18 protein-coding genes are annotated in these 18931 nt (G+C 26.5%); 12 read left to right on the plus strand and 6 right to left on the minus strand.

Annotation, left to right across the window (positions count from 1 at the left end):
- Positions 1-354, minus strand: coding sequence for a thioredoxin (trxA, locus tag BVAVS116_RS00295; protein ID WP_006068853.1), 354 nt, complete (start codon positions 352-354; stop codon positions 1-3).
- A 72-nt stretch (positions 355-426) separates the two neighbouring features.
- Here trxA and BVAVS116_RS00300 point away from each other — a divergent pair, with 72 nt between their 5' ends.
- On the plus strand, positions 427-1143 hold the full coding sequence (locus tag BVAVS116_RS00300; protein WP_006068746.1) for a 16S rRNA (uracil(1498)-N(3))-methyltransferase: 717 nt from the start codon (positions 427-429) through the stop codon (positions 1141-1143).
- A 56-nt stretch (positions 1144-1199) separates the two neighbouring features.
- Here the strand turns inward: BVAVS116_RS00300 and BVAVS116_RS00305 are convergent, their stop codons facing one another.
- The 5 genes from BVAVS116_RS00305 to BVAVS116_RS00325 are packed head-to-tail and all read right to left on the minus strand — an operon-like array spanning position 1200 to position 6199.
- Complete coding sequence (locus tag BVAVS116_RS00305; RefSeq protein ID WP_006069002.1) at positions 1200-2207, minus strand: PASTA domain-containing protein; 1008 nt, start codon at positions 2205-2207, stop codon at positions 1200-1202.
- Between the two features lie 49 nt (positions 2208-2256).
- Positions 2257-3207, minus strand: a complete 951-nt coding sequence (gene fmt, locus BVAVS116_RS00310; protein WP_006068906.1) for a methionyl-tRNA formyltransferase — start codon at positions 3205-3207, stop codon at positions 2257-2259.
- The gene (gene def, locus BVAVS116_RS00315; protein ID WP_006068440.1) at positions 3204-3701 is read right to left on the minus strand and encodes a peptide deformylase; all 498 of its coding nucleotides are present in this window, start codon (positions 3699-3701) and stop codon (positions 3204-3206) included. The genes fmt and def overlap by 4 nt, the downstream gene beginning before the upstream one ends.
- Before the next feature lie 36 nt (positions 3702-3737).
- Positions 3738-4424 (minus strand): hypothetical protein, encoded by a 687-nt coding sequence (locus BVAVS116_RS00320; RefSeq protein WP_006068218.1) that lies wholly within the window; start codon positions 4422-4424, stop codon positions 3738-3740.
- Positions 4421-6199 (minus strand): aminopeptidase P family protein, encoded by a 1779-nt coding sequence (locus BVAVS116_RS00325; RefSeq protein WP_006068293.1) that lies wholly within the window; start codon positions 6197-6199, stop codon positions 4421-4423. Before BVAVS116_RS00325 ends, BVAVS116_RS00320 begins: the two co-directional genes overlap by 4 nt.
- A 113-nt stretch (positions 6200-6312) precedes the next feature.
- Between BVAVS116_RS00325 and BVAVS116_RS00330 the strand changes: the two genes are divergently transcribed.
- The 11 genes from BVAVS116_RS00330 to BVAVS116_RS00380 all read left to right on the plus strand — a co-directional run bounded on the left by BVAVS116_RS00330 (position 6313) and on the right by BVAVS116_RS00380 (position 18931).
- Positions 6313-7194 (plus strand): Cof-type HAD-IIB family hydrolase, encoded by an 882-nt coding sequence (locus BVAVS116_RS00330; protein ID WP_006068360.1) that lies wholly within the window; start codon positions 6313-6315, stop codon positions 7192-7194.
- A gap of 9 nt (positions 7195-7203) precedes the next feature.
- Complete coding sequence (locus BVAVS116_RS00335; RefSeq protein WP_006068956.1) at positions 7204-8442, plus strand: aminopeptidase; 1239 nt, start codon at positions 7204-7206, stop codon at positions 8440-8442.
- A 15-nt stretch (positions 8443-8457) separates the two neighbouring features.
- Positions 8458-8919 (plus strand): divergent PAP2 family protein, encoded by a 462-nt coding sequence (locus BVAVS116_RS00340; protein WP_006068914.1) that lies wholly within the window; start codon positions 8458-8460, stop codon positions 8917-8919.
- Positions 8920-8934: 15 nt separating this feature from the next.
- On the plus strand, positions 8935-10407 hold the full coding sequence (locus BVAVS116_RS00345) for a hypothetical protein (RefSeq protein WP_006068638.1): 1473 nt from the start codon (positions 8935-8937) through the stop codon (positions 10405-10407).
- A 7-nt stretch (positions 10408-10414) separates the two neighbouring features.
- Entirely contained in the window at positions 10415-12733 is a 2319-nt protein-coding gene (locus BVAVS116_RS00350) for an RnfABCDGE type electron transport complex subunit D (protein WP_006068728.1), read from the plus strand.
- On the plus strand, positions 12730-13290 hold the full coding sequence (locus tag BVAVS116_RS00355; protein WP_006068437.1) for a hypothetical protein: 561 nt from the start codon (positions 12730-12732) through the stop codon (positions 13288-13290). The genes BVAVS116_RS00350 and BVAVS116_RS00355 overlap by 4 nt, the downstream gene beginning before the upstream one ends.
- 15 nt (positions 13291-13305) lie before the next feature.
- Positions 13306-14383 (plus strand): peptide chain release factor 2 gene (gene prfB, locus BVAVS116_RS00360; RefSeq protein WP_148271167.1). Its coding sequence is split into 2 segments (ribosomal slippage): positions 13306-13362 and positions 13364-14383, totalling 1077 coding nucleotides; the frame shifts between segments, so codons are not numbered across the junction.
- The gene (locus tag BVAVS116_RS00365) at positions 14365-15774 is read left to right on the plus strand and encodes a hypothetical protein (protein ID WP_006068641.1); all 1410 of its coding nucleotides are present in this window, start codon (positions 14365-14367) and stop codon (positions 15772-15774) included. Before prfB ends, BVAVS116_RS00365 begins: the two co-directional genes overlap by 19 nt.
- 32 nt (positions 15775-15806) lie before the next feature.
- A complete protein-coding gene (gene ftsY / locus BVAVS116_RS00370; protein ID WP_006068658.1) occupies positions 15807-16652 on the plus strand; it encodes a signal recognition particle-docking protein FtsY in 846 nt (281 codons plus the stop codon).
- The gene (locus BVAVS116_RS00375; protein ID WP_040351325.1) at positions 16649-17677 is read left to right on the plus strand and encodes a hypothetical protein; all 1029 of its coding nucleotides are present in this window, start codon (positions 16649-16651) and stop codon (positions 17675-17677) included. The genes ftsY and BVAVS116_RS00375 overlap by 4 nt, the downstream gene beginning before the upstream one ends.
- Positions 17678-18931, plus strand: coding sequence for an ABC transporter permease (locus BVAVS116_RS00380; protein ID WP_006068856.1), 1254 nt, complete (start codon positions 17678-17680; stop codon positions 18929-18931).

Below are 18931 nucleotides of genomic sequence, written 5' to 3' on the forward strand. Positions count from 1 at the left end.
CTAAAAACCAAAAAAATCCTTAATTATATTCTCAAAAGCATCTTCTTGCAAAAATCCAACAGAAACCTTTGGTTTGCCATCAACAGGAATAAAAAGAATAGTTGGAAGACTTTGCACTCCAAGCGCAGAAGCAATATCTTGCTCTTTATCTGTATCTACTTTGTAAAAATCAATACTATTGACGTATTTTTTAGAAAGTTTTTCAAAAATTGGAGAAAGCATTTTACATGGACCACACCAATCAGCATAAAAATCAATTATTGCAGGCCTTTCGCCTTTAAAATTCCATTCTTTATTATTCTTATAATCAAAAACTTTATTAACAAAATCTTGTTTGGTTAACGAAATAGCCATACATTTACATGCCCCCCTATCGACTTAAAATTATATCACAAATACAATATTAATAATAAGGAATTATAACAAATGAATCTAATGTTAATAACTTTTAATGAATTTAAAACAGGAATTTCACTAAATGACGCTAGAGCAGAACATCTTGTTAAAATCTTAAAATTAAAAGAGAATGATAAATTTAAATTTGGCATTCTTGGGGAAAAAAATATTTACCATTGCATTTACAAAAAAGATAAAAAACTATTTTTCAAAAAAATCTTTAAAATAGAAGAATCTAATAAACTCAAAAAATTAAATGTACTAATTGGAATGATAAGACCAATTGTTGCCAGAAGAATTATAAAAGAACTTGCTAGCATTGGAATATACGAAATAATTTTTTTTAACACTGAGCTTACTGAAAAATCATATTTAAATTCTAAAATCTTTAAAAACAATGATTACGAAAAACATTTAATAGCAGGAGCAATGCAAGGGGGAGTAACGTACTTGCCCAAAATAAAAATTATGAAAAATTTAAAAGACAGTCTTCAATATATTAAACAAGAAAATTTTGAAATAAAAATATTGCTTGAAAAAAATAGCAAAAAGAACTTAATTGATATAGAACAAATAAACAATGCAACCATTATTGTAGGACCCGAAAGGGGGTTTACAGAAAAAGAAAAACAATTAATAACACAATATAATTTTTCCCCTTACAACATATCTTCAAATATTCTAAGAACAGAAACAGCCATAATTGCTGCATCTATTATCACTGTATCAAAACTAATTAATATATGATTTTATGTTAAAAATTTTTTTATTGTATTATTTTAAGTCAATCTGTTCAAACACAATCAATTTACAACTGTTTGATTGATAAGCTTATCATAAATATAAAGTTCAATCATAGAACCTTTATAAACCTCATAGGGCAATTTAATAAGCCCCCCTTTCGACTTAAAGGAATAAATCAAAGAATTTTCACCACCCAAACCTTTTAACCTAACGGATATATCAACATAAGATGGATGTTGTTTTAATTTATAAGTCAAAATTCCAAAAACAATATTATTGTCAACCTTGGGCTTTGCAATAGTAATTAAAATTTTATCTGATTCATTTATTTTAGTTCCAGCCGGAATAGACTGCAAAACAATATTTCCAAAATCATCCGTATTTGCCAAATCAATATCAAAGTTAATATTATCACCCAAAAGAGAGGCAATAGCATCTTTATAATAAATTCCAACATAATTTTTAACATGTTTGTCCAAACGATCTTTACCCTTACTAACTAAAAATTGAAGATCGGTTAAACTTGATATTTGACTACCTGGCAATGGATTTTGACGAATTATTATACCTTTTGGCAATTCACTCTCAACCTCAAGAGGTTCAACAATATGGTAAAGTAATTTAGAATTACCAAAAGAACTAGCCTTTAAATTAATGATAACATCGTCAATATTTTTACCAATAAAACTATCAACTTTATTTATTATAGCCCCTTTGCTAATGAAAATTATAACCTTATTGCCATGCCTTAAAACAGTTCCTGGTTTTAGACCCTGTTCTATCACCTTCCCCTTGTCAAGAGCACTTGAAGAAAATTTAAATTCAATGTGCGGAATCAAATCTTTTCTCTGCAATTCAATAATAGCATCTTCAATAGTAAGAGAATAAAGATTTGGAACAACTGTAATCTCCTTATTTTCTAAAACCATAAAGAAAATTGCAAAAGAAATAATTAAAGATCCAAAAATAACTAAAAGTAATGCCTTGATTGTAGTTTTAGGCAAAATTGGCATTTCATTATTATAATCTTTGTCACTCTGAATCAGATCTGATTTATTTTTAAACAATTCCTCTTTATTAGAAAACTTATTTTTTAGATTATCATTATTATTAAAGCTAATATATCCCTCCTATTGAAGAAAACACTTGTCCTATTAACTGCCTACTACTACCATTATAAAAAGACTTAAAATCCAAAACCCTTCTTCCGGGTCTTTGAATTTCTAAAAGCAAAAGAATCCCCTCTCTGGTATTAACAAATAATCCTCTTTCGGGATTAAAATCAACAATTTCTCCTACTTTTCTCTCTTTATATAAATCTATTTTTAAAAAATCGGCGCGATGAAAAATAACTTCGTTATAATCAAGCTTAGCTCTCACAAGTGGCCAAGGATTGCATGCATTAATCCTGTTTTTAATCTCAAATGCACTTAGATTAAAATCTATAAATCCCGTTTCTTTTTTAAAAAAAGAACAAAAAGTAGCTTCGCTAGATTTTTGAGGAATTCCCAAAAACCCTTTGCTAATTTTTTTCAAAGCTTCTAACACAAGACTTGGACTAAGATTTGAAACAAGCTTTGAAATATCATAACTTGTATCATAAGATCTTATTTTAAAATTCTTTTGCACTAAAATATTTCCACTATCCATTTCCAAAGCCATACTCTGAATAGTAATACCGCTAACAGAGTCACCATTTAAAATTGCAGATTGAATCGGAGAAACACCTCTATATTTGGGCAAAAGAGAAGGATGAACATTGATACACCCCTTTGGGAAGATATCCAAAAATTCTTTTTTAAATATCTTGCCATAAGAAAAAACTAACATTAAATCTGGATTTAAAGCTCTAATTAAATTTAATATATTATCATCAAGAACCAGGGGATCAAAAACTTTAATATCTCTAGCAATAGCCTCCATCTTTATTACATTTTGACTTAACTTTTGTCCCCTGCCTTTAGGTTTATCTGGCAAGGTTAAAACTCCTACCACTTCATAATGCTTTACAATCTCTTTAAAAACTTCTAAAGCAATAGAAGAAGAGCTTACAAAAAATATTCTCATTTTGCCTTAAGACCTCTTTCTCTCATATAAGGCTTTAACAATTTATTTTTTATCCTTTCTTCGTAGTAATCAATAAAAAGAACTCCATTCAAATGATCCATTTCATGCTGAATAATTCTTGCTAAAAAATCAGAATTTTCTATAGTAAAAGATTTTCCATTCTCGTCATAAAAACTTACCACAATAGCCTTAGGCCTCATTAAATCATAATAAACTCCCGGAATACTTAAACATCCTTCTCTGTAAGAATTAAGCTCATAAGAAGTCTCTGTAATTAAAGGATTAATAAAAACCAAAGGCCTTGCCATTTTATTCTCTCTAACTACAAAAAGTGACAAATCAAGGCCTACCTGGGGAGCAGCAAGTCCAACTCCACCGCTAATATCCATCAATTCTATCATCTTTTTTGCATAATCTCTAATTTTATCATCAATATTATTAATTTGCTTTGTCTTAACACGAAGCAAATCATTTGGATAAAATACCATTTCCATAAAAACTCATCCCCTTTTTCAAATACAAAAAGACATTTATTTTATTCTTCCAAAAAACTTCCACTCCTCATTTCCCAATAATGAAAAATAAATATTACCAATCCTGGACTTAGGAACAGCATAAAGCTTGTTTTCATCAATATCTTTAAAAACTAAAAATTCTTTAAGATCTGTATCAAAAAGAACAAGCTTTCTGTCTTTACCATTAAACTTTAATCGCCAATCACCTTTTAATGTTTTATAAAAAAAGGTCCTCTCATCAATAGTATTGATTTCATAATTTTTTTGCTTTTCTAGAACACCTGTTGATTTTATAGTACCCATGACATAGCTCAAAAAATTCTTATCAAATTGAATACTGCTCAAAGCAGTTCCCGCATAAGCTGCCTTTATTTGCTCATTCTTAGAATCTACAAAAAAAATAGTTGGGCTTTTTTGTAGATTAATTTTCTTAAAAATTTTATTATCCTTGTCAATAACTAAAAAAACATTCTTTCTAGATACTGTGTGAATAATTTCATCATTTTTAAAAGAATTTAAAAAATCTTTTATTAGATTTTCTTTAATATCTCTGCCAACCAAAATTAAAACATTTTTACCAAATTCTTGAGCCTTTTTAATTGCAATCTCATAAGAATTCTCAAAAATAATGTCTCCCGGCAAAGAAAACAAGTCTAAAAATCCTTGATTTAAAATCATTAAAAATGCTATTATAAATCTCATATTTTACTTGTCAGCTTTGCTAAAAATTCCAAATCCCCTTCATCATTAAAATGCTCTTTTAAAGTTAAAAATACACATTCATGATAATTATTAATATAATTTAACTCATCTTCTGAGAGCATTTCTTTTACTATTAATTCTTTTTCAAAAGGAACAAGAGTTAAATTCTCAAACTCTAAAAAAGATCCAAAATCATTTATAAAAGCCTGCTTTACAAAAACTAAATTTTCAATCCTTATGCCATGACTAAATGTTCGATAAAGTCCGGGTTCAATTGAAGCCACCTCAGATCCTTTAAACGAATAACTAGAATTGGGACTAATCGAAACTGGAAGTTCATGAACATTAAGAAAAAATCCAACGCCATGTCCTGTGCCATGAATAAAATTCAATTCATTTTTTAAAAGCGGCAATCTACAAATTCCATCAAGAAAAGCCCCGGAAGATCCATATGGAAACTTTAAAGAAGCAAGGCTAATGAAAGCCTTAAGAACCAAAGTATAGTCATGCTTTTCTTCGCCAGAAGCATTCCCTATTAAAAAAACTCTTGTAACGTCTGTCGTACCAAGTCCAAAATACGAACCCCCAGAATCAATCAAAAGAAGACCATTGGAATTCATTTTTTTGCCCTTTTTAGGCTTATAGTGCGGAAGAGCTCCATTTTCTTTAAAACCAACTATTGAATCAAAGCTAGAGCTAAAAAAATTTTTATTTAATTTTCTAAAATGCAAAAGCATATCAGCAATGTCCATTTCATCTAATTCAGCCAATTCAACATTACTTAAACTTTTAAATTTACGTAAAAATTTAATCAAGCCAATAGCATCAATAACATGTGCTTCTTTCATCTTAAGAAGTTCATAATCAGTTTTTACTGCCTTAAGATTGCCTATAATGCTTTCTCCTAAAATAATATTAGCCTCACCAAGAACTTTTAAGACCCTAACATTAGTATAAAATGAAACAAAAAATTTACCTTCATGCTTTATTAGATCCAGAAAACAGTAAAAATTACTGTAGGACTCTATTTCAAAATTTTCCATTTCAAGCATTTCTTTAACACTAGAATCAAGTTTTTTTGGATCAATAAAAAGAACGTTTTTCTTGTCCTTATTCCTAGATATTAAAAGAAAAGAATAAAATAATGCTGATTTTTTAACATCTGATCCTCTTAAATTCAATACCCAAGCAATCTCATCAAGAGCAGCAACAACATAAAAATCTGCAAAATTCTTTTCTAAAATTAAATAAATAGATTCGATTTTTTTAGATCTTTTATTATTTTTCTCAGCATCAACCAATTCAACTATATGATTAAACTCAAGTTGGGGTCTAGATTCCCAAATTAAATCAATTAGATCCTGATTTAAAACCTTGATATATGTATTTTTACATTTTTCAGACAGCTCTTTATAAAACTTTATGCTGCTCTCATCAGAGTAAATTCCAAGCTTTAATCCTTGAAAATTCAAATTTATATACGTAAAAATATCGGGGGATCCTTTTACTCCAAGCTTTATTAATTCAACTTCAGTTCCCTTGAGTTCTTGATCGGCCTGTAAAAAATACCTACCATCTGTAAACAGAACAGCTTTAGATAATGATACAATTACAATACCAAAGCTACCAGAAAAGCCTGTAATAAACTCACGAGTATTATACCTTTCATGAGAATATTCACTAAAATGAGGATCATAACCTGCTACCAAATAAGCATCAACTCCATTTTTCCCCATATAATCTCTAAGCAAAGCTAACCTTTTATTAATATTCAAAAAAATCCCCTTTATACAGTCTACTAATACTAGTATACCAAATAATTATCAATTTAAAAAAAAAAAATTATTTGATATAATTTAGCTTGAAATTAACTCCTAAAGGATAAAATATGAAAAATATCAAAGCGGTTGCCTCTGATCTTGATGGCACTCTTTTACTATCAAAAAGCTATGTTGGAGCCTTTACAGAACTTGTGATTAAAAAATTAACAAAAGAAAAAAAGAAATTCATAATAGCAACAGGAAGAAGTAAAAATGAAATCACTCAAATTACAAAAAAAATAGATCAACTGCAAGTTGCATTTTTCATTACATTAAACGGAGCAAAAGTTTACAACCAAGAATGGAAATTAATAAAAAGTCATAATTTATCTCCTGAAGTGGTAAAGAAGATTTTAAATTTAAGAGAAAAGAAGTTTAGTCACATACCTCATTTTTTACATAAAGCAGATCAACACGACGACCAATTAAATATTGACATCAAGACTAAAATTGCAATTAATCAATGCCAAAAGCTTAAAAAAGAATCCAATATCATCGGACATGAAATAGTCAGCCCAATCAGCAAAATTCAAGAGATTAAAGACTTTAGCGAGCTTAAAAATTTTGAAAATGTTGCAAAAATAATATTAGCTGGCAAAGAAGAAAGCCTAATAGAATATGAAATGATGATTTTAGAGAAATGCAAGGGAGAAATAAATGCATACCTTTCTACTCCAAATTCATTAGAAATTGTAGATCATAAAGTCTCAAAAGGAAATGCATTAAAAGAAGTTCTTAAAACTATCAATATTGATTTAAGCGAAACCATAGCTTTTGGAGATGGATTTAATGATACAGATATGCTAAAAAATGTAAAAAAGGGATTACTAATGGGAAATGCAAATTATAGATTAAAAGAAATACTGCCTTACTTAGAAGTAATAGGAACAAATGATGAAGAAGCTGTTGCAAATTACATTAATGAGAATGTTTTAGAAGAACCTATTTAGGAGGAATAAATGGAGAAAGATTTAATAAAATATGCAGAACTTGTAATTTTAAAAGGAATTAATTTACAAAAAAATCAGTGTGTTTTAATTCAAGGATCAATCGAAAATTACAATTTTTTGAGGATACTAGCAAAAAAAGCTTATGAACACGGGGCTAAATATGTCAAGCTAAATATTAAAGACATTGATATTTTAAAATCAAGATTAAAATTTTCACAAAAAGAAAGCTTAGAATTTCTTCCAAATGCCGAAAAGGCCTTTTTAGAAGAAATGGTTCAAGATAAATGGGCAAGAATAAGCGTAGATGATACAGAAAATTTTGAAGACTTAAAAGAAAGCATTGGTCAAAAAATGTCAATTTACCAAAAAGCCTTAAGTCTGGCAAGCAAAACTTTATCGCAAGCAATAATGAGCAACGAAATAGCTTGGTGTGTTATTTGTTCGCCAGGTCCAAAATGGGCTTCCAAAGTTTTAAATAAAAAAGAAGAAAGTAAAACTTTAGAAGAATTTTTCAAAATACAAAAGAAAATACTGTTACTTGACAATGAAAATCCAATAGAAGAATGGGAATCCCATGGAAAAAAACTTCACAAAAGATGTAAAATATTAAATGAACTTAACCTAGAAAAGGTAATTTTTAAAAACGAAAAAACAAACTTGGAAGTATATCTGCTTGAAACTTCTCTATGGACAGGCGGAAGCGAAAAAATCAAAGGGACAGAAATAGAATTTAACGCCAACATGCCAACAGAAGAAGTTTTTACAACTCCAAACTACAAAAAAACAAAAGGAATTGTGTATGCCACTCGCCCTGTAATGGTGCTTGGAACACTAATATCTGGAATATGGTTGAAATTCGAAAATGGAAAAGTTGCTGACTTTGGCTGTGATGATGAGAAACAAAAAGAAATATTAAAATCACACATCGAAACCGACATACAAGCAAAATATATAGGAGAAGTGGCGCTAGTTGACAGCAGTTCTCCTATTTATCAAAGCAATCTTATTTTTTACAGCACATTATACGATGAGAATGCAAGTTGCCACATAGCACTAGGGGCTGCATATCCATCTTGTTTAAGCAACGAAGAAGATTTAAAAACCGACACTGATAAACTAAATTACGGATGCAACGTTTCATTAATACACACAGATTTAATGATCGGAAGCGACGACTTAAATGTCATTGGAGTAGACAAAAATGGAAAAGAATACACAATAATAAAAGCTGGCAAATTTGCAATATAAAAAGGAGACTTAATAATGATAATGGCATTGCTTACCAATGATCTTTTTTTATCTTGTCTTGTATCAGGAATTTCTGCGCAAGTAATTAAATATGGTATCCAAACCGTAAAAACAAGAAAGTTAAAACTAACTCCAGCACATCTTTTAAAAAAAATTTTTTTAGAAACAGGGGGCATGCCAAGCAGTCATTCATCAACAGTTACTGCTCTTTCAACTTCAATTGCACTAACTGAAGGAATAGGTACAAATTTTATAATAGCTCTTGCCTTTGCCCTTATTACAATAAGAGATTCTTTCGGCGTAAGATATATGTCTGGGGTTCAAGCAGAATATTTGAATGCATTATCAGAAAAATTAAAAAAAGAAATAAAAATTGACACAACAAAAATAAAAGTGGTCAAAGGACATAAAAAGAAAGAGGTTCTAACGGGCATAATAATAGGGATAGTCTCTGCATATATTGTGTGCTATTTATAACATAGGAAAAAATAAATGGTGCGTTTTTTAAGTTTTTTGTGTTTAATTACAACAATACCACTTATAAGTTCCTGCAATATCGCTCAATTTGGAGATTACAAACCCTTATACTTTACAAATGAAACCGATCTAAAAAATGCTAATGAATATATAAATTCACTGGGGTACAAAACAATCTCAGAATACACAACAAAAATTGACATTTTAGACTTTCCTGAAAATAAAAAAATCACAATATATGAGACGAACAAACTTAACAATCTTGACCTAAGGAAAAATATATTTTTAAAAAAACTCCCCAATCTTTTCAACACAGAACATAAAAAACTTCTTTATGTTGAAAACAGATTCAAAACTATAGATTTTAAAAAATTAAAAAAAGATCTCAATATTAATGTTGACATGCATTCTCTTGACTACAAAACAAAAATTAATTTTATTTCAAGCATAATATTTTTAATCATAATAATTTTATTAATTTTTTTAGACCCAGCAAATTCTATATTTACTTTAATTTTTCTACTAATTTCATCTCTTATTTTTATAATAAGTAAAGAAATATTGTATTTTTATCCATTTACAGTTCTCTCTTATTTGTTATTTTCAGTAATCAATAATTTTAACAAAAATTACAATAAAATATATCTAAAAGAAATAAATTTTTTAACACTAATAACAAAAATAAAACACTTATTATTTTTCTTTATATTTACAACTCTGTATTTCATTACAATAATAACCTTTTTTACTACAAATATTGATCCTACTTTTATTGTATTTGCTGCAATACCAGCCCTTTGCATTTTTTTAATTTTCAGCTGGATCAAAACAGAAAGCAATTTTAAAGATACATTCTTATTCCCGATCGAAATTAAAGAGAGAAAAAAAGAAGAAAAAAAAGCTTTAAAATCAAAAATAACAATACATTTACTGCTATTTACACTCTCATTAATGCCATTCGCTTATTCAAGCTATATGCTAAATTTTCATAAAAACATAAACTATCTTTACAGTAAAAAATTAAATTATTTTGATTATTTAAATCCTAACAATATTTATATAATGCTAGGATATAACAAAGAAATGCCCAACATTGTAGGATACCTATCCCATATTCTTTATCAAAACGAACTAAAATACAATTTTAACGCTAAATATGGAAAAATTCCTAAAAATATAAAAGAAAATCACTTTGAAATCAAAAATGACAAGATAGAAATTAATCCTAAAACTGTTTACGAAGTAGACAAATCATTTATTGATGAAACGCTCAAAAAAGATCTTGCAAGTCTGTTTTTAAAAAATAAAAACCCAATCCTAATATATAAAGAAAACAAAAATAATATCAACACGGATAAAAAAAATTACAAAATGCTCTTCTTATTCTCATTGCCTTTCTTTGTATTGCTATTCCTATTTAAAGCAATAAGATTTACAATTCTTTTAAACATAAATGAAAAAACCTATAGAAAATACATTCAAGGATAAATAACTAATGCTAGACTTAGAAAAAGTAAAAACAATTTTAAAAAAATATAATAAATATGAAGTAAGCATTGACGAGATTCAAATACCTGAATATGCACTAATACCCCTTGAAGTAGAAAATTCAAAATCCATAATATACATAATTGAAAAACAAAAAATAGAAGAAAATCAAATTTTATCAAAAAATTCAAACATAGAACTGTACACATACTCTCCAATATCTGGAATAGTAGAAAAAATATACACAGCCAACTTTCCAGATGGGAAAAAATTAAAATCTGCATTAATCAAATTTCAAGGAAAAATAAAAACCGAAAAAACCGCAATTGAAGATGAAATTTCAAGAGAAAAAACCCTAGAAAAATTAATTCAACTGGGAATCCCTTGGTTTAACGAAAATTCTTTATTTCAATTCATAAACAAATGTAAAAAAATAGACAAAATGATTTTATTAACAAATGGAAAAGATGCGTTTACAAATATTTCAGAAGCATTGATGGCAGAAAAATTAGAAGAAATTCTTTCGGGATTCCAAATAATCGACAAAATATTTAAATTCAAAGAAATAACAATAATATCAAATAAAGACGAACTGAAAAAAGAATTGGACAAATTAAATATTTTTAAAAACAGAAAAATACAAATTAAATATTTAGAAAATGCATATCCTTATACAAATCACGAAATGATAATGCACTTTTTATACAACAGTAAAAATACAAAAGATGATATAAATCCTCATAATAATATTTTATTAGTAAATATTGAAGATCTATATAACACAAATCTTGCTATAAAAAATAACAATCCTTATAAAGAAAAATTTGTAGCCATAAATGGAAATAAAAAAATAAAAAGTAGAATACTGAAAGTAAAAATTGGAACCTCTTTCAGCCAAATAATAAACGAAAAAATTGATACAAAAAAATATGAAATTTTTTTAAACAACCCAGCCAACCAAATAAAAATCAAAACATTAAACATACCAATAACAAGGGATGTTTATAGCATCACCATATTAAAGAAAAAGTCAATATATGACAAAGTTAGAGAATTATTTATACCCAGTTTTTCACCATTGCAAATGGAAAATATTATTTTTTCATACTTAAAGAATGAAAAAATAAATGATAACAACAAATTAAAAATATTTAAATATACAGATAAAGAAGTAGAAGAAGAAATAAATAAAGTTAAAAAAGAAATTAAAGGTAAAATTCTAAATGAAAATCTAATAAATGGAATAATATACACTGAAAACAACTTAAAAGATATATACTTTACTATCATATTATCATTATTGCCCAGTTTAATATTTTCTTTCCTAAACAACACAAAATTTATGACAGACACTTTGCTGTTAATATTTATTAGCATAGCAATCTATATACCAATAATGCTAAAAATTAATTACAAATGTTTGTCTTTTTTTGTTTACAATGCCTTAATAATAAGCATTATATTGCCTTTAAATTTAGGAATTACACTAAAAATAACATCCTTATTATTTACTTTTTTAGTATTTTTTTACTTTTTCAGGCTATCAGCATTTTTAGCAAATCCTATACTAATTTCTTTTATGTTTTTTGTATTAAATTTTCCAATAAGTTTTAAGCAAAACTATCAAGAAGGGCTTAAAAACTCAATATCAATAATTCCAACCTGGAACGAAATAATTAAAACAAATCCAAGCATAAAAAATTTAAAAAGTTTGAATACCTTAACAAGATATGAAAATAAAAAAATCGATGCAATTGAAAATTTTGTAAATAAAAACATTTTTTCCGTTTTCAACATAATTGTGACAAGATTTCATATTGAAAGTCTTTTGGGAGTTAATAATGAAAAAAAAATATCTCCTATCTTACTTTACTTTGGACTCTTATTAATAGTTGGCAAATATATAATTAATAAATTAATACCATTGTCATTCTATATAAGCTTAATGACAATCTCGTACATAGCACATAATATAGGAATACTAAGCCACATCAGTTCAGATATGTTGACGTTACTTATTTCTCCAATACCAATGCTCTTAATATTTACAATAGCTACAGAAGTACAAATAACACCTCACTTCAAATTTGAGCAAATACTTTACGGATCACTATTGGCATCTATATACTTTTTAACATTAAGCTATATTCCTTTTGAAACTTTATCGGTCATAATATCAATTTTTATCTTACAAGCAAGCTCAAATTTAATAAAAAAATATAGTTTAACCTTAAAAATTAAAAAAATAATGCATTTTTTGAAAACAAATAAAGAAAAAGCACTCAAAATTCCTCTCGAGAATGAAAAGGATATAATAAAACTATGACTAATAATTTGATTACATACTTAATTATTAACAACTTAACTTTAATACACTTCATTGGATTTGAGGATATAAAAATAAAAAATAATGCAATCTTAATAAAAAAATACATAATAATAACAATTACCTCTTTATTAATATATTCAATATTATTTTATCTTTATAAACTGATTGCAAAGAACAATTTATTGTTCTTAATACCAATTTTTTATGTAATTTTAATTTACGTGCTGATATTATCATTTAAAGTATTAAATGATATATTTATTATTTACAATAAAAAATCAAATTATTCAAACGATTTCATGCTTTCAAATAGCAGCTTAATTGCAATAACATTTTTTGCACTTGATAAAAACAACGGATTTTTTGAAGGATTAGAAATGATTATTTTGTCTGCACTTGGCATACTAATAGCTTTAATCTTAATAACATCGATTAAAAAAAACTTTGATAAAAACCCTAAAATCGAAATATTAGAAAACGAACCAATATATTTTTTTATAATGTTTATTTTATCTTTAATTCCAAATATAATTATATTAATACACAATCAATAATAGTGAGAAATAAAAATGAAAGAAAAAATAAATACATTGTTTAAACAAGCCGAAGATATTTGGAGGAAGCTTTGACAAAAAAGAAATTCAAGCTAAAATTGAAAAATATGAAAAAGAAATAAACCAGAAAAATTTTTGGAATGATCCTAAAAGAGCCCAAAAAGTTATTAAAGCTCAAAGTATCTTAAGAAACAAAATTGATCCGTGGGAAGAGTTAATCAACAAAATTAAAGACTTAGGCGATCTGTGCGAAATTATTGAAAATGAAAAAGATATTAGCAGCTTGGAAATCGAATTTAATATACTTGAAAAACAGTACAAAGATTTGCTCACAATTTCTTACTTTAAAGAAGAGCTTGATGCAAACGGCGCGTTTTTAACTATTCATTCTGGTGCTGGGGGAACTGAAGCATGCGATTGGGTTGCAATGCTTTACAGAATGTATTCAAGATATGTTGAGAGGAAAAAATATAAAACAGAACTTATTGATTTACTTGAAGCAGAAGGTGGAATAAAGTCTGTTACAATAGAAATCAAAGGTGAGTATGCTTATGGACTTTTAAAAAGCGAAGTCGGAATACATCGTCTTATAAGAATTTCTCCATTTGATGCTGCTAAAAAAAGACATACCTCTTTTGCATCAGTATTTGTTGACCCTGTTATTGATGAAAAAATAGAAATAATAATCAAACCAGAAGATATAAGAATAGATACATACAGAGCATCAGGAGCCGGAGGACAACACGTCAACAAAACATCCTCTGCTGTAAGAATAACTCACATTGAAACAGGAATAGTAACTCAATCTCAAAGCGACCGAAGTCAGCACAAAAACAAAGAAATGGCAATGAAAGTTTTAAAATCAAGACTTTACGAATACTATAAGAATAAAGAAGACGAAAAAAATAAATCCAAGCAAGACACAAAAAAAGAAATTTCTTGGGGAAACCAAATAAGGTCTTATGTATTTCAACCTTACAATTTGGTAAAAGATCACAGAACAAAATTTGAAAATTCAAACACCACTTCGGTTATGGACGGCAATATAGACAATTTCATAGAAGAGTATTTAAAATGGAAAAGCTTAAACTAACGCTAGTAATACCCTTACTAATATTTACAATACACAAAATAAATTCTCAAAGCAATATAATTTACAACTTTTCCTATATCATTAATACAAAAACAGAAAATATTGACCTTAAAAAAGGAATTGAAAAACAATTGAACAAAGTCTACGATAAAATAACAGAACATATTGTAAACAATGCTGACAAGAATATCATTGAAGATATTTATATAAATCAAGATATAATAAAAACAGAACTTGAAATTAGTAAATTAAAAAAAGAAATGGATAAAAAAAAAATTCAAAATATAATAACCGCAAAAGAAAAGCATAAAACCAAAACCAAAATTGATGAGCTTAAAAAAGACATTCAAAATATTAACAGCAAACAAAAAAAATTTGCAGAATATTTCAATAATTTAAACAAACTAAAAGTAAAATACAAAAAAATTGAAGAACAAACAAACATATCAAATTTAAACAAAGAATTTTTCATAAGAGAAGAATTATTTTTTATTAACTATATTGACCTGAAAAAAATAGAAAATTATTATTTGCTAGAAATCAGCAATATCACCCCTGAAAAAATTGAGACTGAAAAAGCAGTATTTAAAACATCATCCTCTATTAATGAAATTGCAGATAAAATAACAAAGCACAGTTTAAAAGAAATATTGGGTAGAGAATTTTTAAAAATCAATATTAACGTCAAAAACAACCCGGATGCAAAAATCTACATAAATGAAAAATTTGTTTCAAAAGGAATCTATTACGATAATATTTTTGACATTTCTAAAATCCCAAACAAAGAAATTGAAATACAAATTACAAGTACAAATTTTGAAAATCACTCTATTAAAAAAAAGGTTAAAAATGCAGATTCAATAATATTAAATATTGATTTAAAAAGAACAATCTCTAAAAAAGTAGCAATTACAAGTAATGTAAAATCTAAAGTTTTTAAAAAAGGTATATTTATAGGAGAAACCCCAATTGAAATTGAAAAACCAGAAAGTCAAGACATCATTTTGCTTAAATCTAACGGATATAGAGATAGATTTAAGCTAATAAATAAGGAAGAAGATAAAGTAGAAATAGAAATGATAAAAACCAGCAAAAATAGAGTTAGCAATGCAAGAGATAAATTTTATGTCAATCTGGCTATTTTCACATTAAGCACAATAGGAACCATTTTTGCAGGAACATTACACAACAATGCAGATACACTTTATAAAATAACTGGAAATCACTTTATCAATAAAAGATTAGCGGCTGAAGATGTTTATATGGCAAAAGCAGAACAAATGACTGCAACATTTCTATTTGGAGCAGGCATCACTTTAACTATTGGTAGCTTTATTTCATTAATAACTCATTTAGTAGAATATATTAAAGAGGCAAATCTGGGAGAATAGATTTAACAATTAATAAACAGGAGAACAGGCTTTTGGGCATTTTAGAAAAAATAAAAAATTTATTTAAAAGTAATCAACAAGAAAATGTTATTGAAAACTTAGAAGAAATTCTATTAGAATCAGACATCAATAATGAAATTGTAATAGAAATAATAAACAAATTAACAAAAGAAAAAAATAAAAACGAAGAAATTATTATTGAAAAACTAAAAGAACTTTTAAGTAATTATATTAACACAAAAAAATTTACTCTAGAAAATAACAAATTAAACATTTTGTTAATAGTTGGAATAAATGGAATTGGGAAAACATCAAGCATAGCAAAACTTGCAAATAAATTAAAAAATGAAGGCAAAAATATATTAATATCGGCTGCTGATACATTCAGAGCAGCTGCAATTGAACAAATGAAAATTTATGGAAAACAAATTGGAATCAGAATAATATCTCAAAACCAAGGAAGCGATCCATCAGCTGTCATATTCGACAGCATATCAAGCGCTAAGCTTAAAAATTACGACGCATTAATTATTGACACAGCTGGAAGATTGCAAAATAAAGAAAATTTAATAAAAGAGCTTCAAAAGATAAACAATGTAATATTAAAGCAAATAAAAAACACCAACATCAATTATCAAAAAATACTTGTAATCGATTCTACTATTGGAAAAAATACAAACAACCAAGCAGAAATTTTTAATAACGCAATAGAAATAGATGGAATAATAATCACTAAACTTGATTCATCCTCCAGAGCAGGTACACTAATAAATATTTCAAAAATTCTTAAAAAGCCTATATACTTTACTACATTTGGAGAAAAACTAGAAGACATTAAAGAATTTGATATCAATGAATATCTTAATAAATTACTATGAAAAAAAACCGATTGACACTTCTTTTATTTATACCACAAATTATTTATGCAAAAAGCTATTTTGCATCTGATGCATTTTTCAATAAATACCAAAAATTAAACGAAAAACCAAAAACGGGGTTTTACATTGAGTATCATTCTACTGATGATACCGAAAAACTCTACTTATATAAAGAAACTGATTTAATAAAATACAAAACAATTCAAATCATAGAAAACACAAGAAAAATTACATATTACGATACAAAAGATATAAAAAGAAAAGAAGAAGTTTACGACAATTTATATAACAAAATACAAGAAATTGAATATGATAACAAAGGAAAAATTCTTGAAACAGCAAATTACTTTTATGAAAACGGCAACTTAATATACAAAAACTTAAAAACAATAAACCAAAAACCAAAATTAATATATTATTCTAAAGACGAAAATGGTAAATTACTAAAAATAACAGGATCAAATTTTCAAATTTGGAACTATGGAATTAATGGCGACATAAAATCTACATATTTTGACATCAAAAAATCAACAACAAAAGTAATAAAATATGATGACAAAAAAAGAAATTCAAACGGTATAATAATTGTTAATAATAAAATAAAATCCAAAGAAAAAATCCAATATCTAGATGAACAAAAAACAGTAAATATCTTTGAAGAAGAAAATACAAAAATCATATCTACCTATCAAGGAAACAACATAATTAAAGAAGAAACATATAAAAATAATGAACTTATAAAAACAAATGATTTTCAATACAACTCATCTGATATGATAATTTTTCAAAACACTAAAGAAAAGGATAAAGACCAATACACCAATACTAAAATTGAATACGAATATAACCAAGACAATCAATTAAAAAGCAAAAAAATTTATGAAAACGATATAATTTATCTAAAAACCGAATACCACAATGATAATGAATATGAAGAAGAAATTTACTACAATAAAAAACCCGCTCTTAGAGTAAAACACAAAAATGGAAAAGTCATTGAAGAAAAACCAATAGGAACAAATTAAATGAATATAAGAAATTTTTTGCTTAAAAAATTAATACTAGAAGAAAAAAATAGCCTAGCCCTTACAATTGTAATAATATTAAGCATTGCCTTAGGCGAAATAATAATTATCCTAACAATATCAATCATGAATGGTTTTCAAAATGACTTTTTTCTTAGCATTACAAATGTAGAAAGTGGAAATTTAAAAATAGAAAACGAACTTACTCAAGAAGAAATCAAAGAAATTAAAAATATTGAAGGAATAAAACATATAAATAAAATATACGAAACACAAGGCATTGGAATTCAAAATTATTACTATCCAACTATTTTAAACATCCTTGCAGTTGATATTACAGATCTCAAGAAAGACCAAAATTTTATTTCATTTACAGGACTTGAAAAAGCTGAACTGGATCTTAAAAACAATGAGATCATTATTGGAAATATACTCTCCTACAATTTCAACCTATTCGAAAATGACACCCTAGAATTAATAATCACCGATGAAATAAAAAACATTATCTCATTAGAAAATGATATAAAAAAATTTAAAATAAAATCAATTTTCAAAAGTAATTATGCAAAAATAAATGAAACTTTAATTTTTATGAATATAGACTATTTCATTAAAAATAAACTTTTGCATAATTCTAGCATTAATTACCAAATAAAAACAAAAAAATTAAATCCAAGTAACAAATTAATTAAAAAGATCAAAACTATTAATCCAAAAATTAAAGTAAAAACTTGGAATGAATACAATAAAGAATTCTATAAAGCATTAAAAATAGAACGAAATACAATGTTAATTATCTTAACAAGTATTTTCATTGTTATTGCCGTTAATGCATATTATCTACAAAAAAGAATAATAATAAATAAAAATAAAGCTATTTTGATACTATTAGCCATGGGACTTAGAATAAACAAAATAAAGCAAATTTTTTTTATTCACTCAGTAATAATCTGCACTATAGGAGGACTTCTTGGCTTGATACTAGGAATTTCAATTTCCTTAAATATAAATGAAATTTTAAAAATAATTGACAATCTGGTAAACACTTTAATAAATTTTTTAAATCAAACATTGGCCTTAGAAATAGATGGCATTAAAATACAAATAGTAAAAAATATAATTACTCCTAAATTATTTTTAAGCGATTTAGCATTTACTTTCTGCTTTGCATGCTTTTCCACAATATATTCAAGCGTTAAAGCAACAAAAAAAATTGGAAGTCAAAAAAACATTGAAACTATAAATGGATCGTAA

The organism is Borreliella valaisiana VS116, assembly GCF_000170955.2.
Taxonomy (GTDB): domain Bacteria; phylum Spirochaetota; class Spirochaetia; order Borreliales; family Borreliaceae; genus Borreliella; species Borreliella valaisiana.

Coding starts and splice junctions, on each gene's coding strand:
- trxA (WP_006068853.1), bottom strand. CDS start 354: ATGGCTATTTCGTTAACCAAACAAGATTTTGTTAATAAAGTTTTTGAT.
- BVAVS116_RS00300 (WP_006068746.1), top strand. CDS start 427: ATGAATCTAATGTTAATAACTTTTAATGAATTTAAAACAGGAATTTCA.
- fmt (WP_006068906.1), bottom strand. CDS start 3,207: ATGAGAATATTTTTTGTAAGCTCTTCTTCTATTGCTTTAGAAGTTTTT.
- BVAVS116_RS00365 (WP_006068641.1), top strand. CDS start 14,365: ATGGAAAAGCTTAAACTAACGCTAGTAATACCCTTACTAATATTTACA.
- BVAVS116_RS00355 (WP_006068437.1), top strand. CDS start 12,730: ATGACTAATAATTTGATTACATACTTAATTATTAACAACTTAACTTTA.
- def (WP_006068440.1), bottom strand. CDS start 3,701: ATGGAAATGGTATTTTATCCAAATGATTTGCTTCGTGTTAAGACAAAG.
- BVAVS116_RS00345 (WP_006068638.1), top strand. CDS start 8,935: ATGGTGCGTTTTTTAAGTTTTTTGTGTTTAATTACAACAATACCACTT.
- BVAVS116_RS00380 (WP_006068856.1), top strand. CDS start 17,678: ATGAATATAAGAAATTTTTTGCTTAAAAAATTAATACTAGAAGAAAAA.
- BVAVS116_RS00375 (WP_040351325.1), top strand. CDS start 16,649: ATGAAAAAAAACCGATTGACACTTCTTTTATTTATACCACAAATTATT.
- BVAVS116_RS00330 (WP_006068360.1), top strand. CDS start 6,313: ATGAAAAATATCAAAGCGGTTGCCTCTGATCTTGATGGCACTCTTTTA.
- BVAVS116_RS00350 (WP_006068728.1), top strand. CDS start 10,415: ATGCTAGACTTAGAAAAAGTAAAAACAATTTTAAAAAAATATAATAAA.
- BVAVS116_RS00320 (WP_006068218.1), bottom strand. CDS start 4,424: ATGAGATTTATAATAGCATTTTTAATGATTTTAAATCAAGGATTTTTA.
- BVAVS116_RS00340 (WP_006068914.1), top strand. CDS start 8,458: ATGATAATGGCATTGCTTACCAATGATCTTTTTTTATCTTGTCTTGTA.
- BVAVS116_RS00335 (WP_006068956.1), top strand. CDS start 7,204: ATGGAGAAAGATTTAATAAAATATGCAGAACTTGTAATTTTAAAAGGA.